This window comes from Azospirillum aestuarii (genome assembly GCF_016632405.1).
Taxonomy (GTDB): domain Bacteria; phylum Pseudomonadota; class Alphaproteobacteria; order Azospirillales; family Azospirillaceae; genus Azospirillum; species Azospirillum aestuarii.
Window position 1 is genome coordinate 738,163 of the sequence record NZ_JAEPIV010000001.1, and the last position, 20,287, is coordinate 758,449.

At 66.5% G+C, this 20,287-nt stretch carries 18 protein-coding genes; 9 read left to right on the top strand and 9 right to left on the bottom strand.

What is annotated here, in order from left to right; all coding sequences use genetic code 11:
• Positions 1–13 precede the first annotated feature (13 nt).
• Positions 14–925 carry a DMT family transporter gene (locus tag JJL56_RS03405; RefSeq protein ID WP_247890246.1) on the top strand — a complete coding sequence of 304 codons (912 nt, stop codon included), beginning with the start codon at positions 14–16 and terminating at the stop codon, positions 923–925.
• 117 nt (positions 926–1,042) lie between these two features.
• Complete coding sequence (locus tag JJL56_RS03410) at positions 1,043–1,441, top strand: hypothetical protein (RefSeq protein WP_109069503.1); 399 nt, start codon at positions 1,043–1,045, stop codon at positions 1,439–1,441.
• Positions 1,442–1,495: 54 nt separating this feature from the next.
• Here the strand turns inward: JJL56_RS03410 and JJL56_RS03415 are convergent, their stop codons facing one another.
• From JJL56_RS03415 to JJL56_RS03435, 5 genes are all read right to left on the bottom strand, one after another.
• Positions 1,496–2,980 carry an alkaline phosphatase D family protein gene (locus JJL56_RS03415; protein ID WP_200484181.1) on the bottom strand — a complete coding sequence of 495 codons (1,485 nt, stop codon included), beginning with the start codon at positions 2,978–2,980 and terminating at the stop codon, positions 1,496–1,498.
• Positions 2,981–3,243: 263 nt separating this feature from the next.
• Entirely contained in the window at positions 3,244–3,471 is a 228-nt protein-coding gene (locus JJL56_RS03420; protein WP_246653896.1) for an anti-sigma factor family protein, read from the bottom strand.
• A 333-nt stretch (positions 3,472–3,804) separates the two neighbouring features.
• Positions 3,805–4,212, bottom strand: a complete 408-nt coding sequence (locus JJL56_RS03425; protein WP_247889295.1) for a sigma-70 family RNA polymerase sigma factor — start codon at positions 4,210–4,212, stop codon at positions 3,805–3,807.
• A 537-nt stretch (positions 4,213–4,749) separates the two neighbouring features.
• A complete protein-coding gene (locus JJL56_RS03430; RefSeq protein WP_200484182.1) occupies positions 4,750–6,231 on the bottom strand; it encodes a RimK family protein in 1,482 nt (493 codons plus the stop codon).
• Positions 6,231–7,436, bottom strand: a complete 1,206-nt coding sequence (locus JJL56_RS03435; protein ID WP_247889294.1) for a peptidase C39 family protein — start codon at positions 7,434–7,436, stop codon at positions 6,231–6,233. The genes JJL56_RS03430 and JJL56_RS03435 overlap by 1 nt, the downstream gene beginning before the upstream one ends.
• Positions 7,437–7,724: 288 nt before the next feature.
• Here JJL56_RS03435 and JJL56_RS03440 point away from each other — a divergent pair, with 288 nt between their 5' ends.
• The 7 genes from JJL56_RS03440 (at position 7,725) to JJL56_RS03470 (ending at position 16,370) form a co-directional block, all read left to right on the top strand.
• Positions 7,725–10,223 (top strand): glycogen/starch/alpha-glucan phosphorylase, encoded by a 2,499-nt coding sequence (locus JJL56_RS03440; protein WP_145623582.1) that lies wholly within the window; start codon positions 7,725–7,727, stop codon positions 10,221–10,223.
• Positions 10,224–10,508: 285 nt separating this feature from the next.
• Complete coding sequence (locus JJL56_RS03445; RefSeq protein ID WP_200484184.1) at positions 10,509–11,525, top strand: aspartate-semialdehyde dehydrogenase; 1,017 nt, start codon at positions 10,509–10,511, stop codon at positions 11,523–11,525.
• A 118-nt stretch (positions 11,526–11,643) separates the two neighbouring features.
• Positions 11,644–12,066: a hypothetical protein gene (locus tag JJL56_RS03450; RefSeq protein WP_200484185.1), complete on the top strand. Its 423-nt coding sequence runs from the start codon at positions 11,644–11,646 to the stop codon at positions 12,064–12,066.
• Between the two features lie 61 nt (positions 12,067–12,127).
• Positions 12,128–12,433: a hypothetical protein gene (locus JJL56_RS03455; RefSeq protein ID WP_200484186.1), complete on the top strand. Its 306-nt coding sequence runs from the start codon at positions 12,128–12,130 to the stop codon at positions 12,431–12,433.
• Positions 12,434–12,565: 132 nt separating this feature from the next.
• Complete coding sequence (locus tag JJL56_RS03460; protein WP_145623580.1) at positions 12,566–14,173, top strand: peptide chain release factor 3; 1,608 nt, start codon at positions 12,566–12,568, stop codon at positions 14,171–14,173.
• A 219-nt stretch (positions 14,174–14,392) separates the two neighbouring features.
• Positions 14,393–15,970, top strand: a complete 1,578-nt coding sequence (locus JJL56_RS03465; RefSeq protein WP_200484187.1) for a sensor histidine kinase — start codon at positions 14,393–14,395, stop codon at positions 15,968–15,970.
• Entirely contained in the window at positions 15,963–16,370 is a 408-nt protein-coding gene (locus tag JJL56_RS03470) for a response regulator (protein WP_186452812.1), read from the top strand. The genes JJL56_RS03465 and JJL56_RS03470 overlap by 8 nt, the downstream gene beginning before the upstream one ends.
• Positions 16,371–16,380: 10 nt before the next feature.
• On the opposite strand, the gene JJL56_RS03475 is transcribed toward JJL56_RS03470, so the two are convergent.
• The 4 genes from JJL56_RS03475 to JJL56_RS03490 are packed head-to-tail and all read right to left on the bottom strand — an operon-like array spanning position 16,381 to position 20,286.
• On the bottom strand, positions 16,381–17,160 hold the full coding sequence (locus JJL56_RS03475) for a LamB/YcsF family protein (protein WP_145623578.1): 780 nt from the start codon (positions 17,158–17,160) through the stop codon (positions 16,381–16,383).
• Complete coding sequence (locus JJL56_RS03480) at positions 17,157–18,254, bottom strand: 5-oxoprolinase subunit C family protein (protein ID WP_200484188.1); 1,098 nt, start codon at positions 18,252–18,254, stop codon at positions 17,157–17,159. Before JJL56_RS03480 ends, JJL56_RS03475 begins: the two co-directional genes overlap by 4 nt.
• Complete coding sequence (gene pxpB, locus JJL56_RS03485) at positions 18,251–18,973, bottom strand: 5-oxoprolinase subunit PxpB (RefSeq protein ID WP_200484189.1); 723 nt, start codon at positions 18,971–18,973, stop codon at positions 18,251–18,253. Before pxpB ends, JJL56_RS03480 begins: the two co-directional genes overlap by 4 nt.
• A gap of 11 nt (positions 18,974–18,984) precedes the next feature.
• Positions 18,985–20,286 carry a TRAP transporter large permease gene (locus tag JJL56_RS03490; protein WP_145623576.1) on the bottom strand — a complete coding sequence of 434 codons (1,302 nt, stop codon included), beginning with the start codon at positions 20,284–20,286 and terminating at the stop codon, positions 18,985–18,987.
• Between the last annotated feature and the right edge of the window lies 1 nt (position 20,287).

Genomic DNA, 20,287 nt, shown 5'->3' on the forward strand with positions numbered 1-20,287 from the left:
ACGAGGGAAAGCGATGACCGTGCAAGCGACCACCGCCGCCGCGGGCGGGCGGCCCGATTGGGTGCGCTTGATGCCGGGCGTGTTCGTGCTGTTGTGGAGCACCGGGTTCATCGGCGCCAAATACGGGCTTCCCTATGCGGAGCCCTTGACCTTCCTGCTGGTCCGGCTGGGGCTGGTCGCGGTGATTCTCGGCGTCGTCGCCCTGGTCACCGGCGCCCCCTGGCCGAAAAGCTGGGCCGAGGCCGGGCGGATCGCGCTGGCGGGGCTGCTGGTGCACGGCGTCTACCTGACCGGCGTGTTCTGCGCCATCGCCAAGGGCATGCCGGCAGGGGTGACCGCGCTGATCGTCGGCATCCAGCCGCTGCTGACCGCCGCCCTCTCCGGCCCGCTGCTGGGCGAGCGGGTGACCGGGCGGCAGTGGGTAGGCTTCCTGATGGGGCTGGCGGGAGTAGGGCTGGTGGTGGGTGAGAAGCTCCACTTCGACTCGACGGACGCGCTGGGCATCGGGCTGGCGCTGGCCGCCCTGCTGGGCATCACCTTCGGCACGCTCTATCAGAAGCGCCACGGCACGGCGATGGACCTGCGCAGCGGCACCGCCATCCAGTATGCGGCGACCGCGGCGGTGCTGGCGGTGCTGGCCCCGCTGTTCGAGACGATGCGCATCGACTGGACCGGCGAGTTCGTCTTCGCCCTGCTGTGGCTCAGCTTCGTGCTGTCGGTGGGGGCGATCTTCCTGCTGTTCCTGCTGATCCGGCGTGGTGCGGCGGCGCGCGTGGCGAGCCTGTTCTATCTGGTCCCGCCGGTCACCGCGGTGATCGCCTGGGCGATGTTCGGGGAGCGGCTGGGGCTGCTGGCCCTGTCCGGCATGGCGCTGGCGGTGGCCGGTGTCGCCTTGGTGAACCGGAGCGCCAGACGTGCGGCCTGACGCCGTGCGCATTGCCTCGGCGGGGCGGTCCGACTATGCTTCCCCGCACCGGCAAAATTTCCGGCGGTGTCCGCTGGTTCAACCACGCTTCGGCAAACCACATCGGAAGTGAGTGTCATGGACGGCCTGGAGCCCATCTCGCTCGATGACAACCAGACCCTGCAGGCCATCGGCATCCTCGCCGACGTGCTGGATGGGGTGGACGGCCCCGGCGGGCTGGACACGGTCCTGGTTTCCAAGGCGCTGCGGCAGGTGATCGCCACCAAGTCCCAGCCGGCCTTCGAATTCGCCACCCGCGCCTTCAACACGCTCGACGCCGACGTGCGCCGCCAGGTGGCGGAAAACGCCGATCAGGCCGCCCACGATTCGGTCGAGCTGCGCGCCCGCGTCGGCGGATTCCTGGCGACCTCGGCCAAGGCGCCGGGGGCCGGCGGCCCGGCCACGCCGGCGCAGGCCACCAGCTTCCTCAACGCGCTCAATCTGCGCAACCGCCGCCGGTCGCCCCAGTCGGAGTGAGCCGGCCGCGTCCGATCGTTCCGGGGTCAAACACCCTGGGGTCAGATCACGGGGTCAGATCACTTGGGTGTAGCGGTTCGGCTGGCCTTCGGCGGACCAGCGGGCGTGGATCTGGCCCTTGCTGTCGAAGATCAGCGACAGCCAGTTGCGCTGCCGGATGATGCGCTTGCCCGATTCGGGGAAAGCCGGCATTTCGAAGACATAGCCGTTGGGCAGGGTCTCCTTGCGGCCGGCCAGCCATTCCAGAGCGACGGTGGTGGCCTTGGCGGGCGGCGGATGGACGACCCCCGACGCGATCAGCTGCCACATCTCCACGCCGCCGCCGCGCAGAACCGCCCGCGCGCCCGCGTGGATTTCGCCCGACACCGAGGTGACGCGACAACCGGTGCGCCGGGAGAACTCCGCCAACAGGCCGATCAGGCGCAGCCACTCCTCGGCATGGGCCGGGCTGCGCCATTGGTCGCGCAGATCGTCCTCGATCCCGACGCGGACGGGTGACAGGCCGACCGCCCGCTCCATCACCCCGGTGTCGAGGTAGAGCAGCGGCACGCTGGACATCAGGATCAGGTGCCGGCAGCCCTTGAAGCGCTCCAGCCACTCCGGCAGGGCGTCCCACACCCGGTCCGACAGAACGCGGCGGGGGGTGCGGTCGCTGCGCATGTCCAGCGCCAGAACGCCGACGTCGCCCAGCCGGAACCCCTGGCTGAAGGAATTCAAGGGCGCGCCCCACACGCATTCCGGCTGCGCGTCCTCCATGGCGGCCAGTTGGAACAGCGAGAAATGGCGGCGGGCAGCCGTGTAGACGCCGCGCCAGGCCGGGGACGTCATCTCTTCGTCCGGGTGGGAGCCCCAGCCGTCAAAGATGTCGTGATCGTCCCACATCATCACCGATGGAATGCGGGCCGTCACCGCCGCGGTTTCCGGCTGGCCCCAGACCCGCAGATAGAGGTCGAAGTAGAAGTCCGCCGCCTCTTCCGCCATCGCGGGGGTGAAGGGCTCGTCCAGGCGGGCGGCGTCCGTCCGCTTTCTCCAGGCGCTGAGCAGCGGCGGCCGGCGCCACACCGCGTCGGCATAGAGCTGGTCGCCGCCTTGCAGAAGCAGATGGAAGCGCTCGCTCTCGTGGCGGCGGCGCAGATCACCCCACAGGGCGTTGCGCGGCGCGTTCAGCCCGGTGATCTTCTCCTCATCCTCCGCCCCGTTGCAGGAGACGTAGGCGATCCGCGGCGACGACGAGCGCCCCGGCACCGTCACCGCCCAGGTGTGACCGGGCAACGCGCCGTCGGTGAAGCCATAGGCGGCCTCTACATCCCGCGCGCCGCGCGGAATGGCGAAATCGAACCGCCAGACGTGCCGGTTGCGCCATTGGGCGAGGTGGCGGGGCGGGACGGGCAGTGTCACGCCGTCCACCCGCAGATCGTAGGGTTCGGCGTCGCCGTCCAGAACGAAGAGGGCGGACAGCCACCAGCGGTCGCCTTGCTCTCCCCGGAAATAAAGGACGGGACCCAGAATGATGTTCGGTGCCGGCCTGCCGCGCGCCATGGACGCTGTTCTTCCTCTTCGTTCCCGCCGGTCCGGGCGCCCATGGCCCAGCTTCCGTTTCCGCGGCTCCTGTTTATGGGAAAGGCCGCCGGTCTGTAAAAGGGGCAAGCGTTGATCCGAAGGGAGAGGCCGTGTGGAAATGCGGAAGAACCCGCGGCGGCGGCGGGGAAAACAGGGTCCAGCCCGGGGTACGGACAAAAAAAGCGGGCGGCCGGGTCGCCCGGTCGCCCCTCGTGTGACGATGGAACACGGGAATCGGGGGACTAGCTTTTGCGGCGTTGCCTCAGCAGTTCGAGCATGCGCGCCGGTACCGGTTCTTCCAGCACAGGATCGTAAAGGCGGTGAAGTTCCTCCACATGGCTTCTGTGGAAGGTCACCACGGCCTTCGCGTCGGCGTCGTCCTCTACGGACTGCTCGAACTCCTGACGCTCCTTATCGTCCAAGGCACCGTCAAGATATGCGTTGATATGGTTCATCGTCACACGCTTCATATCTTTTGATCCCGGAACGTCTCCGGAGGCCATCCCCCTGAGACGGAAACGATCCGCGACGCAGAGTTCAATATAGTGCGGCGGGCACGGCGTCGGGAGTGGTGTCCTACCTCTTCTTATGGGGATGACGCCGATACCGCCAAGTGGTAGGCGGATCGTATCCGTTCGTCCCCCGTGGATGCTCGGCAACTCCCGCAACAGCCATACTCGTTTCGCTCGCGGGATGTAACAGCCGCTTCCATCGGTTGTTCCGGCGCCGGATCGTCCGGATGCGATGGAAAAATCAACCTGTTGTACGGTTGCCATACCCCACCGCGCATTCACCGCCGCGCCTCAGGCAGCCATCAGGTTGTTCAGACGCTCGCGGGCGCGGCACAGGCGAGAACGGATCGTGCCGATGGAGACGTTCAGCTTCTCCGCGGCCTCCTGATAGGGGCGGCCCTCGATGGCCACCAACTTGACGACCTTGCGCTGGCTGGGGGTGAGGGCGCCGAAGGCGCGGTCCACGTCGCGGAAGACGAGGCGGGCGATCTGCGAGGCTTCGACCGACATGGCGCCGTCCCACAATTCCACCTTGGTGACGTGCTTTTCACGCTGGAGGTTGTTGAAATGCAGATTCTTCAGCATCGTGGTCAGCCAGGCCTGCATGTTGGTACCGGGCTCGAAACGATGCTGGCGGGACAGAGCGCGGGCAAGACAGTCCTGGGTGAGATCCTCGGCGGCGCTGACGTCGCGCGTCAACTTGCATGCATAACGCTGCAGGTTCGGCATGCAACGGATCAGTTCGGATTCGAAACAATACGCCATTGTTGCTCTTCCTCCAGCTTCTCTTCATTCGGCGGGGCTGCCGGTCCGTGGTGACGGCGCCCCAGTCCCGAGATTTCAATTCCCGAGATTTCAGCTCCCGGGATTTCGGTGGGAGACGATCGCTTTATCGACGCGTGGTCCCTTCCGGCGCCGGCCGGTTGGCCGCGTCGGTCCTGTGATTCGTGTTGGTGGCGTAAAATCCGGTGGTGCTGCCTAGCAGTGTCCGGGCGTCGGTCCGGCGCAGCACATCGAGCAGTTCGTCGTCATCAACGGTCTCCCGCTCTCCAGCCTGGGCAACCCCAAAGCTCTGAAACGCTTCGGTGTTGCTCCCGTTCGTGGTGACGTTGATTTCATAACGCGGGGGGAAGGGGCTTGTTCCCCGGCGGCCACAGCCGAAAACATCTTAGGAGGAGAAGTGTTTGGAATCCGGGGGGCATCCATACGGATGGGGGAACTGCCCGAACGGGGGCGTCAGGTTCCGGAGCCGAGCTTGCGGGGCCGGGATTCCAACCGGCGCAGGAACTCGCCCATGATGAGGCGGTACAGCCCGTCCTTCAGCTTGGCATCCTCGACGCCGAGGTCGATGCTGGGGTTGTCGTTGATCTCGATGACGAAGACGCCGCGGTCATTCTGCTTCAGGTCGACGCCGTAGAGGCCGTCCCCGATCAGTCCCGCCGCCTTCACCGCGGTTTCGATGACCTCGCGCGGCGCCTCCTCGATGGACAGAGTGCGGGAGGAGCCCTGCTCGGCCCGGCCGTTGCCGCCGTGCTTGACGATCTGCCAATGCTTCTTCGCCATCAGATATTGGCAGACATAGATCGGCTGCCGGTTCAGCACGCCGACGCGCCAGTCGAACTCCGTGTACATGAATTCCTGGGCCAGGATCACGTCGGACTGCTCGAACAGGCTTTCGGCCGTCGCGTCCAGCTCGCTGAGGGTCTGCACCTTGAAGACGCCGCGGGAGAAGGAGCCGTCCGGGATCTTGAGGACGATGGGGTAGGGGATCTCCCGGTCCAGCGTCGCCAGACCGCGCTTGTCGAAGATCACCGTCTTCGGCGCCGGGATGCGGTTGGCGCGCAGCAGCTCGGCCAGATAGACCTTGTTGGTGCATTTCAGGATCGAATTCGGATCGTCGATCACCGGCAATCCTTCCTTCTCCGCCTTCTTGGCGAAGCGGTAGGTGTGGTGGTCGAGATTTGTCGTCTCGCGGATGAACAGCGCATCGAACTCGGCGAGGCGGGTGTAGTCCTTCTTCTCGATCAGCTCCACCGCGATGCCCAGGCTCTCACCGGCCTTGACGAACTTCTGGAGCGCGCGCGGGCTGGAGGGAGGAAGTTCCTCCTTCGGGTTGTGCAGGATGGCCAGCGTGTAGCGCGGCGGCGCCTTGGCCGCCGGCTCCCGCCAGGAGGTGCGGGTGTAGGCGTCGAGCGCCGTCTGGAACAGCGGCTCCTGGTCTGGCCGCAGGTCGGCCAGCGACAGCGGCTCCAGGGCATGGACGGTCCAGCCCTCCTTCAGCCGCACCTGAATCTTCAGCAGGGGGCAGCGGAACCGGTCGAAGACCGTCCGGGCGATGTCCTGGAAGCGAGCGTCGTCGGCGTGGCCGAAGCACACGGTGAGGTTGAAGGAGGCCTCCGGCGGGTGGTCCATCCGCTTGATCGCCTTGCGCAGCGCCTCCTCCACCTCGGCCAGCTGGGCGCGGTAAAAGGCTTTCTGCGACAAATCCAGGATGGTCCGGACGGAGGGGATCACCCGCTCGCCGCGCGCCTCCGCCAGCAGCGAGACGTAGTAGCCGGTGCCCAGATAGCGGTAGCTGCGCGACATGTTCAGCACCCGCGCGCCGCGTGGCGCCTGCTCCGGGTGGGCGATGTAGTCGCGGGCGCTGACCACCGGCAAACCGTCCTTCGCCCATTTCACGTCCGCCCGGCGGTCGACGACGAGAAGATGCGCCGGCATCAGTCGGCGGACCCATCGGCAGATCCATCGGCGGCCCGATCAGAGAGCTGGGGACGGAGGAGGAGGGCGGCCTTCAACTGGGCTTTTCCGTAGCGGGCCATGCGCTCGAAGTCGGCTTTCGGGATCGGCATGTTCATCCGGTCGATGTGAGCGTGGTGACGATCGTACACAAGCGGATCATGAACATAGAGAAAGCGGTCATCGGCACCGGTCACGACGACCCAGTGCGGAAATTTTTCGTGATAGATCCGGTAGGAGCTGATGAGCACGATGGGGATGGCCCCGCCCGCCACCGCGTCGGCCATGTCCTGGGCGCTCAGGGTGTTGTGGCGGACGGTTGCGCCGCTGCCCTCCAACTCGTCGAGGAAGTCCTCGTGCACGATGCGCATGACCTCCTTCTTCTCGTCGCTGCGCACGCTGTCCAGGAAGGGGGTGGCGTTGTCCTTGATGTGGATGTCCACCGCGAAGCCGCGCCGCGCCGCCGCCAGCGCCAGCCCGAAGGGGCCGCAGCCGCCATGGCCGGAGGTCATGAAGACGGTGGTCGATTCCCGCCACAGGCGGATTTCCAGCTTCCGCCCCAGTTCGATCTCCGCGGGTTTCAGCGCCTTCATCGCCATCATCAGGGCCGACGGGCCGCAGGTGAAGTCCAGGGTCTGCTGGTAGTAGGGAACCAGGGGGCCGCCCAGCGGCGCGCTGGGGCCGCTGTGGCCGAGGCGCTTCTCCAGCCGCAGCGCCTCCATATGGTCTTCATAATAGTCGGTGTAGACGCCGAACTCGCGGTAGCCGGCCTTCTTGTAGAGGTCGATCGCCGCGGCGTTGTCGCGCCGCACCTCCAGCCGCAGATAGATGCAGTCCCGCGAGCGGGCCGCCTGCTCCGCCGCGGCGAGCAGCCGCTTGGCGACGCCCTGGCCGCGGTGGCCGGGATCGACGGCGAAGGAGTAGAGCCGGGCGAGCGAGGTGCCGGAGTGGAAGGACACCAGGGCGTAGCCGACGACCGTGCCGCTGTGGACTTCCACAAGGCCAGTGGCCTTGGCTTTCGTCAGCAAATAATGAAAACTACGTCGGGTCAGTCGATCGGTGGCGAAGCACCGTTCCTCGATGGCCAGCAGCGCGGGGATGTCCGCCGGCTGGGCCTGACGGAGCAGAATGGTGGCGTCGCCGGGCAGGCCCTGGCGGGAGTCCGAGGATACGGTATTGTCGAGCATCGGGAGGTTCAAAGAGGCTGACACGGACGCCATCTTACTCCCTCCAGCGGAGCTTCGCAGCGATTACCGGTATGGGCGCGCTGCGGAGGTCGCCTTCGTTTTGACACAGCGCGTCTGGCACAAGGGCAAGCCCCGGCTGTTGCTCCGTACGAACGGCCTAGCCGTTTCGACTGGTTGGCCGCAGCGACTTAAACGTTGCTTAACCATGGACCCCGGAAACTGCCGCCGATGGAAGACCGGCTAAGAATCCGCCGCTCCAGTTGGCCCTCGAAAGAAGAAAGTCAAGACATGGACGCTCGGTATAAGTCCCGCGAGATCGAACGCCGCAGTCTGGATGTCGACGGGCTGAAGCGCTCGTTTCTGGAGTGGCTGGTTTATTCCGTCGGCAAGGACGCGCGGGCGGCGACCCGGCGCGACTGGTTCCACACCGTGGCGCTCGCCGTGCGCGACCGCCTCGTGGACCGCTGGATGGACACGACGCGGACTTATTACCAGCAGGACGCCAAGCGCGTTTACTATCTTTCGCTGGAGTTCCTGATCGGCCGCCTGCTGACCAACAGCCTCGCCAACCTCGGCATCACCGACCAGTGCCGGCAGGCGCTCGACCGCATCGGCCTGAACCTCGACGACGTGGTGGAGGCGGAGCCGGACGCCGCGCTCGGCAACGGCGGCCTCGGCCGTCTGGCCGCCTGCTTCCTCGACAGCATGGCGTCGGAAGCGCTGCCCGGCTACGGCTACGGCATCCGCTACGAGTTCGGCCTGTTCGAGCAGCGCTTCGAGCATGGCTGGCAGGTCGAATATCCGGAGCAGTGGCTGCAATTCGGCAACCCGTGGGAATTCCCGCGTCCGGAGGTTCTGTACCCCGTCCAGTTCTATGGCCGCGTCGAGGAGTTCCGGGATTCGGTGGGCGAACGCGCCTACCGCTGGGTCGATGCCGAGCGCGTGCTGGCCATGGCCTACGACACGCCGGTGGTCGGCTATGGCGGGGACACGATCAACACGCTGCGTCTGTGGTCGGCCCGCGCCACCCGCGACTTCAACTTCGGCCACTTCAACGACGGCGCCTACATGAAGGCGGTCGAGCAGAAGGTTCTGACGGAAAACCTCAGCCGCGTCCTCTACCCGAACGACGCGACGGAGGGCGGCAAGGAGCTGCGGCTGAAGCAGGAGTATTTCTTCACCTCCGCTTCGCTCCAGGACATCCTGCGCCGCTATCTGCAGCACCATTCCAACTTCGACAGCCTGCCCGACAAGGCGGCGATCCAGCTCAACGACACGCACCCGGCCATCGGCATCGCCGAACTGATGCGGCTGTTGGTGGACCAGCACGGCGTGCTCTGGGACAAGGCGTGGGACATCACCCGCGCGACCTTCTCCTACACCAACCACACTCTGCTGCCGGAAGCGCTGGAGGCGTGGCCGGTGCGCATGATGGAACGCGTGCTGCCGCGCCACATGCAGATCATCTACGAGATCAACGCCAAGTTCCTGAACCGCTCCAAGGCGCGGGCGGCGGGCGACAACGCGCGGCTGTCCCGCCTGTCGCTGATCGACGAGCGCGGTGACCGCCGGGTGCGCATGGGCAATCTGGCCTTCCTCGGCTCGCACAAGGTCAACGGCGTGTCGGCCCTGCACACCGAACTGATGAAGCAGACCGTCTTCGCCGACTTCCACGCGGAGTTCCCGGAGCGCATCAACAACAAGACCAACGGCATCACGCCGCGCCGCTGGCTGCATCAGGCGAACCAGCCGCTGGCCGCGCTGATCACCAGCCGCATCGGCAACGGCTGGATCAAGGACCTCGGCCAGATCAAGGCGCTCGCCGAGAAGGCCGACGATCTGGTCTTCCGCGAGGAGTTCCGCCGCGCCAAGCGCAAGAACAAGAAGCGGCTGGCCGCCTACATCGCGCGCCAGACCGGGGTGGACGTGCAGGTCGACAGCCTGTTCGACGTGCAGGTCAAGCGCATGCACGAGTACAAGCGCCAGCTCCTGAACATCCTTCAGGCCATCGCGCTGTACAACGAGATGCGTGACAACCCGACCGTCTCCTGGGTTCCGGTGACCAAGATCTTCGCCGGCAAGGCGGCGCCGAGCTATCACATGGCGAAGCTCATCATCAAGCTCATCAACGATGTGGCGAAGGTGGTGAACCATGACCCGTCGGTGCACGACAACCTGAAGATCGTGCTGCTGCCGAATTACAACGTGACGGCGGCGGAGATCATCATGCCCGCGGCCGACCTGTCGGAGCAGATCTCGACCGCGGGCATGGAGGCGTCGGGCACCGGCAACATGAAGCTGGCCCTGAACGGCGCGCTGACCATCGGCACGCTGGATGGCGCCAACGTCGAGATCCGCGAGCATGTGGGCGACGACAACATCTTCATCTTCGGCCTGACCGCCGAGGAGGTGAACGACCTGCGGGCCAGCGGCGGCTTCAACCCGCGCGAGGTCATCGCCTCCAACCCCAGCCTGAAGCGGGCGCTGGACATGATCTCCACCGGCGTCTTCTCGCCGGACGACCCCCACCGTTACCACCCGATCCTCCAGGCGCTGACCGACGGCGGCGACCATTTCCTGGTGACGGCGGACTTCGCCGAATACTGCGAGGCGCAGCAGGAGGCCATGGACCTGTACCGCGACCAGGAGGAATGGACCCGCAAGGCCATTCTGAACACGGCCAACATGGGCTGGTTCTCCTCCGACCGCACCATCATGGAATACGCGACCGAAATCTGGGACGTGCATCCCGTGAAGCCGGAGCATCCCGCCGAAACCGAGGGCTGACGCGGCCCCATCCGGAACCGGACAAAAATTGTGCCGCGAAGGCGCGGGCGCTTTACAAGCCCCGCGCCTTTCGTTTATCTAGCGGGTTATGAATCGCTCGCTCGCCATCACCACCACCACTACCAAAACGACCCGCTCCGGCGGGCCGTCGGATGGTGGCGTGCGTTGATCGAGTAAGACGCTTCACCCACCACGAAGGCCCCGCCGGACACGGACGGGGCCTTGGTGCATCCGGGGCCGCCGTCCACGCTCGATCCGGGCAAGACCAAAGGACGGACCACACCCATGAGCACCTCTTCTCCTTCTCCCCGCCGCGTCGCCATCGTCGGTGCCACGGGCGCCGTCGGCCGCGAGATGGTCGATGTTCTTCACCGCCGTTCGTTCCCGGTCGCGGAACTTGGCCTGTTCGCGTCGGAGCGCAGCGCCGGCCGCACGGTCGAGACCCCGTTCGGCGAGAAGACCCTCGTGGCGTTCGACGTCGAGAAGGTGAAGGGCTACGACATCGTCCTGCTCGCCGTGTCCGGTGATTTCGCCAAGGAGCACGCGCCGGCCATCGCCGCGGGCGGGGCGCTGGTGATCGACAACTCATCGGCCTTCCGCTACGACGACAACGTCCCGCTGATCGTGCCGGAGATCAACGCCCACGCCATGGGCGACGCCAAGCTTGTCGCGAACCCCAATTGCACCACCGCCATCGCCGTCGTGGCGCTCGGTCCGCTGCACAAGGCGTTCGGCCTTCGCCGTGTCATCGTCTCCACCTATCAGGCGACCAGCGGCGCCGGTGCGGAGGGCATGGCCGAGCTTGAGGAGCAGACCCGCAACCAGCTCGACGGCAAGCCGGTCGTCAACAGCGTGTTCCGTCACCCGATCCCCTTCAACCTGATCCCTCAGATCGACGCCTTCCAGGAGAACGGCTACACGAAGGAGGAGATGAAGGTGACCTGGGAGACCCGGAAGATCCTGGAGATCCCGGACCTGCCGGTGAGCTGCACCGCGGTGCGCATCCCGACCTACCGCGCCCATTCCGAGGCGATCACGGTCGAGACGCTGTCGCCGGTCACCCCGGACGCCGCCCGCGCCGTACTGGCCGACGCGCCGGGCGTGGTGGTGAAGGACGTGCCGGCGGACGGCGTCTACCCGATGCCGCTGAACGCCACGGGCCAGTTCGACGTCGAGGTCGGCCGCATCCGCACCAGCCTGATCTTCGGCGACCATGGTCTGGACCTGTTCGTCTGCGGCGACCAGCTTCTGAAGGGTGCCGCGCTGAACGCGGTCCAGATTGCGGAGCTGTCGCTGAACTGATCGGAAACAGCCGAGAACCGGAAAGGGGGTGCCTGAATAAGGCGCCCCTTTTAGCGTTGTGGCGCAATGTCACAACCTCTGCGTTTCGAAGTTGTTGAGAGGATTATCGCATTTTTGTATGAACTTCGCCATCAACCCGTTTTTTGGCGGAGGAATCGTGCGCAGCTCCATCATTGCTCTTGGTTTCAGCTTTCTACTCGCGTCCTGCGGGACCTATTCGATGGCCGACATCAAGCCGGCTGCAAGCGGAAGCGCGGCCAGCATCCCCGCCAAGGTGAAGACTCCGGCCGACATCATCGTTACGGAAAAAGACATCACCGACCGCAACTACCGCAGACTTGGCGACATCAATGTGACGGTGAATAAGACAACCATTTTCGATAAAGATCCCACGCCGGCATTGGTTGAGGAGCGTTTGAAGGAGGAGGCGGCAAAGCTGGGGGCGGACGCCGTTGTCTTGGCTCGTTACGGCACCGTCGGCATCAGCTTCATGAGCTGGGGATCTATTGATGGGAAGGGGCGCGCCGTTGTCTTCGAGTAAGGCAGCCTTGGTGCTCTGTCTGGCGATGGCGGCTTGCACAACCGGGGCACCGCCACTTCCAATGGACACGACGTCGCTCAACCGCGAGCGCAATTTGCGCCATGACGACTTTGCGTCGGAGGATTTGACGCGGAGTTGCGAGATGATTGAGGTGGAATCAAAAGAGAATGCTCGTGTCATTGTCAGGATTCAAGACGATATACTGGCAAACCGTGAACGAAATCAGGCGGCTCTTTATTTTGGAAGCGTGATTTTTCTGCCGGCATTGGTTGCCGTCAAACCGGAAATTGACGAACGCGAATTGATCAGCACTCTTCAAAAACGGCAGGATGTCCTGAGCAATTTGGCCAAGTTCAACAAGTGCTGATCCGCGCAAGGGAGGCTCTGGCGTAGAGCTGCCATCGCTGCTATCTATAAGTCCGAACGAAGAGGGCCGTGGGGCGTTCCGCCTCCCGGCCCTCTTCGCCGTTGTCTGCACCGCTGAGTTACGGGAACGCGCATGTCCGAACTTCTGGACGCTGTTGCCCGGCGTCGAACCTTCGCGATCATCGCGCACCCCGACGCCGGCAAGACCACCCTCACCGAAAAGCTGCTGCTGTTCGGCGGCGCCATCCAGATGGCCGGCGCCGTGAAGGCCCGCGGCGAGCAGCGCCGCGCCAAGTCGGACTGGATGAAGGTGGAGCGCGAGCGCGGAATCTCCGTGACCGCCTCCGTCATGACCTTCGATTACGATGGACGGACCTTCAACCTGCTGGACACGCCGGGCCACGAGGACTTCTCGGAGGACACCTACCGGACGCTGACCGCGGTGGACAGCGCCGTGATGGTCATCGACGGCGCGAAGGGCATCGAAAGTCAGACCCTGAAGCTGTTCGAGGTCTGCCGCCTGCGCGACGTGCCCATCGTGACCTTCTGCAACAAGATGGACCGCGAGGCGCGCGACCCCTTCGACCTCATCTCCGAGATCGAAAGCTCGCTGGCGCTGGAGGTCACCCCGGCGAGTTGGCCCATCGGCATGGGTCGCGACTTCCTGGGCTGCTACGACCTGATCCGCGACCGCCTGATCCTGATGGACCGCACCAAGGGCGACGAGATCGACGACGGCATCGAGTGCAACGGCCTTGACGACCCGCGCCTCGACGAGCTGCTGCCGGCTTACGCGGTGGCGAAGCTGCGCGAGGAGGTGGAGATGGCCCGCGGGCTGATGCCGCCCTTCGACCTGGAGGCCTACCGCGCCGGTCACCTGACGCCGATTTATTTCGGCTCGGCGATCAACAACTTCGGCGTGCGCGAGCTTCTTCGGGGCTTGGCCGAGAACGCCCCGCCGCCGCGCCCGCAGCCGGCGGAGCAGCGCTCCGTTCAGCCCGACGAGGGCAAGTTCAGCGGCTTCGTGTTCAAGGTCCAGGCCAACATGGACCCCAACCATCGCGACCGCATCGCCTTCGTGCGCATCTGCTCCGGCAAGTTCAAGCGTGGGGCCAAGCTGAAGCATGTCCGTTCGGGCAAGCTGATGGCGGTGAACAACGCCGTGCTTTTCCTGGCCCGCGACCGCGAGCTGGCGGAAGAGGCGTGGCCCGGCGACATCATGGGCATTCCCAACCACGGCAGCTTGCGCATCGGCGACACGCTGACCGAGGGCGAGGATCTGCGCTTCACCGGCGTGCCGAGCTTCGCGCCGGAACTGCTTCAGCGAGTCCGCCTGGAAGACCCGATGCGCGTGAAGCATCTGCGCAAGGCGCTGGAACATTTCGCGGAGGAGGGCGCCTCCCAGGTGTTCAAGCCGCTGACGGGAGCGGATTGGGTGGTCGGCGTGGTTGGACAACTCCAGTTCGAGGTGTTGGCCGCCCGCATCGAGGCGGAATACGGCCTCGCCGCCCGCTTCGAGGGGGCGGGGGTGGACGCAGCCCGCTGGATCGAGACGGACGACGAGGACCAGCTCAAGAAGTTCCTGGACCTCAACCGCTCGGCGGCGGCGGAGGACCATGACGGAGCGCTGGTGTTCCTGGCCCGCAACGCCTGGCATCTGAACCGCACGCAGGAGGATTTTCCGGCCCTGCGCTTCCTGAAGACCCGCGAGCAAAACCGCAAGGTGCACACCGCCGCGTAACGTTCATCCAAAGCCATGCGGAGCGCGCTGACCATTCGCTGGCATCGCGTTCCGCGTGTTGCTCCTCCTGTCTGATTCGAGTAGCGTTTGCTGACGCAGCCATCTTGGCATGGTGCCACAAGGCGTTGTGCTTTAAGGTTTTGTGGCGAGATCAGAGAAACGGCGGCGTTTCCGGACCCGGCTGGACCGCGGACGGTGACCGAATAAAAGAGGGGCGGCATGTTCGGTGGCGTAGAAGCCTTCTTCGACACCAGCGCGTACTTGCCTCACGGCGTATGCCTGTTCTGGCGTCCGGAAATCCTGACCCTGCACATCGTGTCCGATGTGTTGACCGGACTGTCCTATTACTCGATTCCGGTGGCGCTGCTTTACTTCGTAGTCAAGCGCCGCGACGTTGCCTTCACCTGGATCGTCTGGCTGTTCGCCGCCTTCATCCTGGCCTGCGGCACGACGCATTTCTTCAGCCTGTGGACCTTGTGGCATCCCGACTATGCCGTGGAAGGCATCGTCAAGGCGTTGACCGCGCTGGTGTCCGTGCTGACCGCCGTCGCCCTGTGGGTGCAGATGCCCAAGGCCCTTGCCCTGCCCAGCGCCACCCAACTCGCCGACGCCAACGGAGCCCTTCAGCGCGAGATCGAGATCCGGCGCCAAGCCGAGCTGCGCTACGCCAGCTTCTTCAACAATCTGGCGGAGGGGCTGTTCGTCGTCACGGTGTTGCCGGACGGGGACTTCGTGTTCGACACGCTGAACCCCGCCCACGCGCGGGCGACGGGGATCGACCCGGAAACCATGCGCGGTCGGCTGGTCCGCGACGCCGTTCCGCCGGAAACCGCCGATGCGGTGGTCGAACGCTACAGCGCCTGCGTCGCCGCGGGTCACCCGATCGATTACGAGGAGACTCTCGACCTTCCGGTCGGGCGGCGCACGTGGCACACCGTCCTGGTACCGGTGCGCGGCGAGGAGGGGCGGGTGGTCCAGATCCTGGGCAGCTCCCGCGACATCACCGACCGCAAGAGGCTTCAGGAGGAGCTGGTCCAGACCTCCAAGCTGGCGACGCTGGGCACGCTCGCCGCCGGCATGGCTCATGAGATGAGTCAGCCCCTGAACATCATCCGGATCTGGGCCGAGAACGCCCTGTCCCGCCTGCGCGACGGCGATACCGACGCCACGCGCCTGGACAAGGTGCTGACCATCGTCTCGGAACAGGCGGAGCGCATGGGCCGCATCATCGACCATATGCGCACCTTCAGCCGCCGCGACGGCGCCACCCAGCGCTTCGACCCCGCGGCCAGCGTCCGCTCCGCCGTCGAGCTGGTGACCAATCAGTTCGCCTTGGAGAACATCGAGGTTGTGATCGACATCCCGGCCATCGACTGCGTCACGCGCGGTCGCCCCCTGCAATTGGAGCAGGTGTTGGTCAATCTGCTGTCCAACGCACGCGACGCCATCCTGGAATGGCGCGCCGACCCCAACGGGTCGCCCGCCGCCGGGCGGATCGCCGTGGGGATGGGCTGCGACCTGACCGCCGGGCGGGCCGTCATCACGATCGCCGACGATGGCGGCGGAATCGATCCGGACATTCTGCCGCGCATCTTCGACCCCTTCTTCACGACCAAGGAGGTCGGGAAAGGGTCCGGTCTCGGCCTCTCCATCGGCTATGGCATCATCGATTCCATGGGCGGGCGGATCGACGCGGCGAACGTGACCCACGACGATGGAAGCCGCGGCGTCCGTTTCACCATCACCGTGCCGGTGTCCCATCCCTCCGTTCAGGACGTGGAGCGCGCTCATGCCTGACCCCGTCACCGCTCCGTTGCATGTCCTGGTGGCCGAGGACGAGGCCCTCGCCGCCATGGCGTTGGAGGATTTCCTGTCCCGCAAGGGATTCCGGGTGACCCTGGCCCAGGACGGGCAGGAGGGGCTTGAGCGCTACAGCGCCGATCCCGCCGACCTCGTCATCACCGATCTGCGCATGCCGCGGATGGACGGCCGCGCCCTGATCCGCGAACTGCGGATCAGGGCCTCCGGACTGCCGATCCTGGTGATGACGGGCTTCCTGTCGATGGAGGCTGGCGAGGATGACCTGACGTCCGACCGTTGGCAGCCGCTGGTGGTGCTGCGCAAGCCGGTCAGCCCACAGGTCATCCTCGACACGCTCACCAGCCTCGCCGAAGCGGCGAATCTGCGGCCCGCATGATCGCCCTTTCCTAAAAGCGGTCCCGCAACTCCGGCAGAGGAACGATGCGGACCCCCTTCGCCTCCAGCGTGCGGCGCAGGTTGCCGGCCATGGCGACCGCGCTCGGCTCGTCGCCATGGACGCAGACGGAATGGACGGTGCAGGGAATGCGTGTGCCGGTGACCGACAGGATCACGCCCTCCTCCAGCATGCGCAGAACGTTGGCGGCCGCTACGTCCGGGTCGTGGACCATCGCGCCGGGCTGGCCGCGCGGCACGAGGTTGCCGTTGTCGTCGTAGGCGCGGTCGGCGAAGACCTCCTCCGCCGTGGGCAGGCCCAGCGTCCGTCCGGCCCGCGCCATCTCCGAGCCGGCGGTGGCGAGGTAGATCAGGCTGGGATCGACGCCCTTGATCGCCCGTCCGATCGCCATGGCGAGCGATTCGTCGACCGCCGCCATGTTGTTCAGCGCGCCGTGCGCCTTGACATGGCTGACCGTACCGCCGGCGGCGGCAGCGATTCCCATCAGCGCGCCGATCTGATAGGCGACCATCGCCTCCACCTCCGCCGCCGACATCCGCAAGGGGCGGCGGCCGAAGCCCTGGAGGTCGGGGTAGGAGGGGTGGGCGCCCAGGCTCACGCCCTTCGCCACCGCGTTCCGGACGGTCCGCGTCATCACCAGCGGGTCGCCGGCGTGGAAACCGCAGGCGATGTTGGCGGAGGCGACGATGCCCAGCATGGAGTCGTCGTCGCCGATGTCGTAGGCGCCGAACCCCTCGCCCAAATCGGCGTTCAGGTTCACGGTGATGGTCATGGTGCCCTCCCGCACATCTGTTCTTGGTTCAGGATGTCGCCGTTGCCGTTGACGATGTCGACGACCCCGGACACGAGGTTTTCCGTATAGAGCGCCTCCAGATCGACGCCGCCCGCCGGGCGCACCGGACGGATGGCGCGGACCCAGGCCGCGATGGTCTGTTCCAGGCGCCGCCGGATGGCCTCCGCCTCCTCCACCGTGACGGCGCGGAAGCTGAGGGCGCCGCCGGGGCTCAGCCGGCCGACGCGGGGCAGGTCGGCGGAGATCACCGTGGCGATCTTGGCGTAGCCGCCCGCCGTCTGGTGGTCGTTCAGCAGAAGGATCGGCTGGCCGTTGCCCGGCACCTGGATGGAGCCGGTGACCAGCCCGTCCGACGGGATGTCGGCGGAGCCGGTGTGGGCCAGCGTCGGGCCGTCGAGCCTCAGGCCCATGCGGTCGGCGTCCTTGCCGACGCGGTAGGTCGCCGACAGGAAGGTCTCCACCGCCGCCGCCGTGAAGCGGTCCTCCTGCGGGCCGAGGACCACCCGCACCGGCCCGCCGCCATAGTCCGGCGGCTCCGGCAACTCCACGTCGGCGCCCGGCGGGGCGTCGCTGCGGTTGAGCGGCAGGCGCGTCCCGTCGCCCAACGGCTTGCCGCCGAGCGGCCCGATGCCGGCGCGCACGTAGGTGGACAGGCTGCCCAGGAAGGGCTCCAGAGCGAAGCCGCCGGCCACCGCCAGATAGGCAACCGCCGCCCCGGTGACGGCGCCCAGCTTCAGCACGTCGCCACGCGCCAGCGTGTGGCTGCGGTGGGATTCCAGAGGCTGGGGCGATTGCCCCTCGCGCTCCAGGCTCAGCGCCATGGGGCCGACGACGGCGACGCGCACGCCGTCGGCCTCCACCTTCAGTGCCGGGCCGAGCAGGGCGATCTCCACCCCCGCCGTGCCCGCCGGGTTGCCGACCAGCGCGTTGGCGAGGCGCAGGCCGATGGGGTCGAGCGCGCCGGCCACCGGCATGCCGAGTTCCTGATGGCCGAAGCGGCCGAGGTCCTGGATGGTGGCGAACAACCCCGGCCGGACGACGGTGAGGCAGGGCGCAAGGGAGGGCGCGATCATGACGTGGCCCTCAGCGTGTCGGGATCGAAGCGGCCGGCGGCGGCCTCGGCCGACAGGGCGTCGAAGCGGGCGCGGTCCACCGCCTCGAACCGCACCCGGTCGCCCGCGGCGAGCAGGACCGGGGAGGGGCGGGAGCCGTCGTAGAGCGGCACCGGACAGCGCCCGATCAGATGCCAGCCGCCGGGGCTCTCCCACGGATAGACGGTGGTCAGCCGCCCGGCGGTGGCGACCGACCCCGCCGGCACGCGGACCCGCGGCTCGCTGCGCCGCGGCTTCTCCAGCTCCGCCGGCAGGTCGCCCATGTAGGCGAAGCCCGGCATGAAGCCCAGCATGTAGACGAAATATTCCGTCGATCCGTGGAGGGCGATCAGCCGCTCCGCCGACAGGCCGAGCGACGCGGACAGCTCCACAAGGTCCGGCCCCAGATCGGGATCGTAGCAGACGGGCAGGCGCCACAGGGCTCCTGCGGCCGGCGCCTCATCGGCGTGGGCCAGTTCCGCCTCGACGGCGGCCTGGACCTCCCGGCGGCTCGTCGCGATCGGGTCGTAGACGACCTGGAGCGAGCGGAAGGTCGGCACCGTCTCCACCAGGCCCGGCGGGGCGGCGGATTTCAGGCGGGCGTGCAGAGCCATGACGCGGGCGTTGGTGGGGCGGTCGATGCCCTCGCCAAACTCCACGTTGAAGGCCGTGTCGCCCGCCGTGGTGAAACGGACGTCCATGATGCCGCTCCTCACCCGATCATCAGCGAGGGCAGCCACGTCACCATGCCCGGGAATATCCAGAGCAGGGCCACCATCACGATCATCATCAGGAAGAAGGGCAGGCTGGCCTTGCCGACGGTGAAGATGCTCTTGCCCGTCATCGATTGCAGGACGAACAGGTTGAAGCCCACCGGCGGGGTGATCTGCGCCATTTCCACCACGATGATGATGTAGATGCCGAACCACAGCAGGTCGATCCCGGCGTTCTGCACCATCGGCAGGATGACCGAGGTGGTCAGCACGACCATCGAGATGCCGTCGAGGAAGCAGCCCATGACGATGAAGAACAGGGTCAGCACGACCAGCAGCGACGCGGTGGAGAGTTGCATGGAGGTGATCCACTCCGCCAGCAGGCGCGGAATGCCGGTGTAGCCCATGGCGACGGTCAGGAAGGCCGCCCCCGCCAGGATGAAGCCGATCATGCAGGAGGTGTGCGCCGCCCCCATCACGCTGTCGCGGAAGGTCGCCCAGCTCATCGTGCCGGTGACCATGGCCAGCACCAGCGATCCCAGAACGCCGATGCCCGCGGCCTCCGTCGGCGTGGCGATGCCCGCGTAGATGGAGCCGAGCACCCCGACGATCAGCAACATGACCGGGATCAGCGACCCGGTATCGCGGATCTTCTCCGCAAAGCTCTGGCGCGCTTCCCGCGGCGGCACGCGGTCGGGGTTCAGCAGGGACCAGCCGCCGACGTAGAGCATGAACAGCCCGGTCAGCACGATGCCCGGAATGACGCCGGCGATGAACAGGCGGGCGATGGACACGTCCGCCGCCACGCCGTAGACGATCATGATGATCGAGGGCGGGATCAGCAGGCCCAGCGTGCCGGCGCCGGCCAGCGAGCCGACGATCATCATCGGATCGTAGCCGCGCCGGGTCAGTTCCGGGATGGTCATCCGCCCGATGGTCGCGGCGGTCGCGGCCGAGGAGCCGGAGACGGCGGCGAAGATCGTGCAGCCGACGATGTTGACGTGCATCAGCCGTCCCGGCAGCCAGCCCGTCCATGGCGCCAACCCCTTGAACATGTCGGACGAGATGCGGGTACGGAACAGGATCTCGCCCATCCAGATGAACAGGGGCAGGGCAGTCAGGGTCCAGCTCGTGCTGGCGCCCCAGATGTTGGTCGCCATGACCATGCCGACGGGGCGGGTGGTGAACAGCGCCATGGCGACGAAGCCGACGCCGGCCAGCGCCAGGGCCACCCAGATGCCGGTCCCCAGCATCAGGAGCATCGTCACCACGACGACAATGGAAGCGGTCGTCTGGTCCATG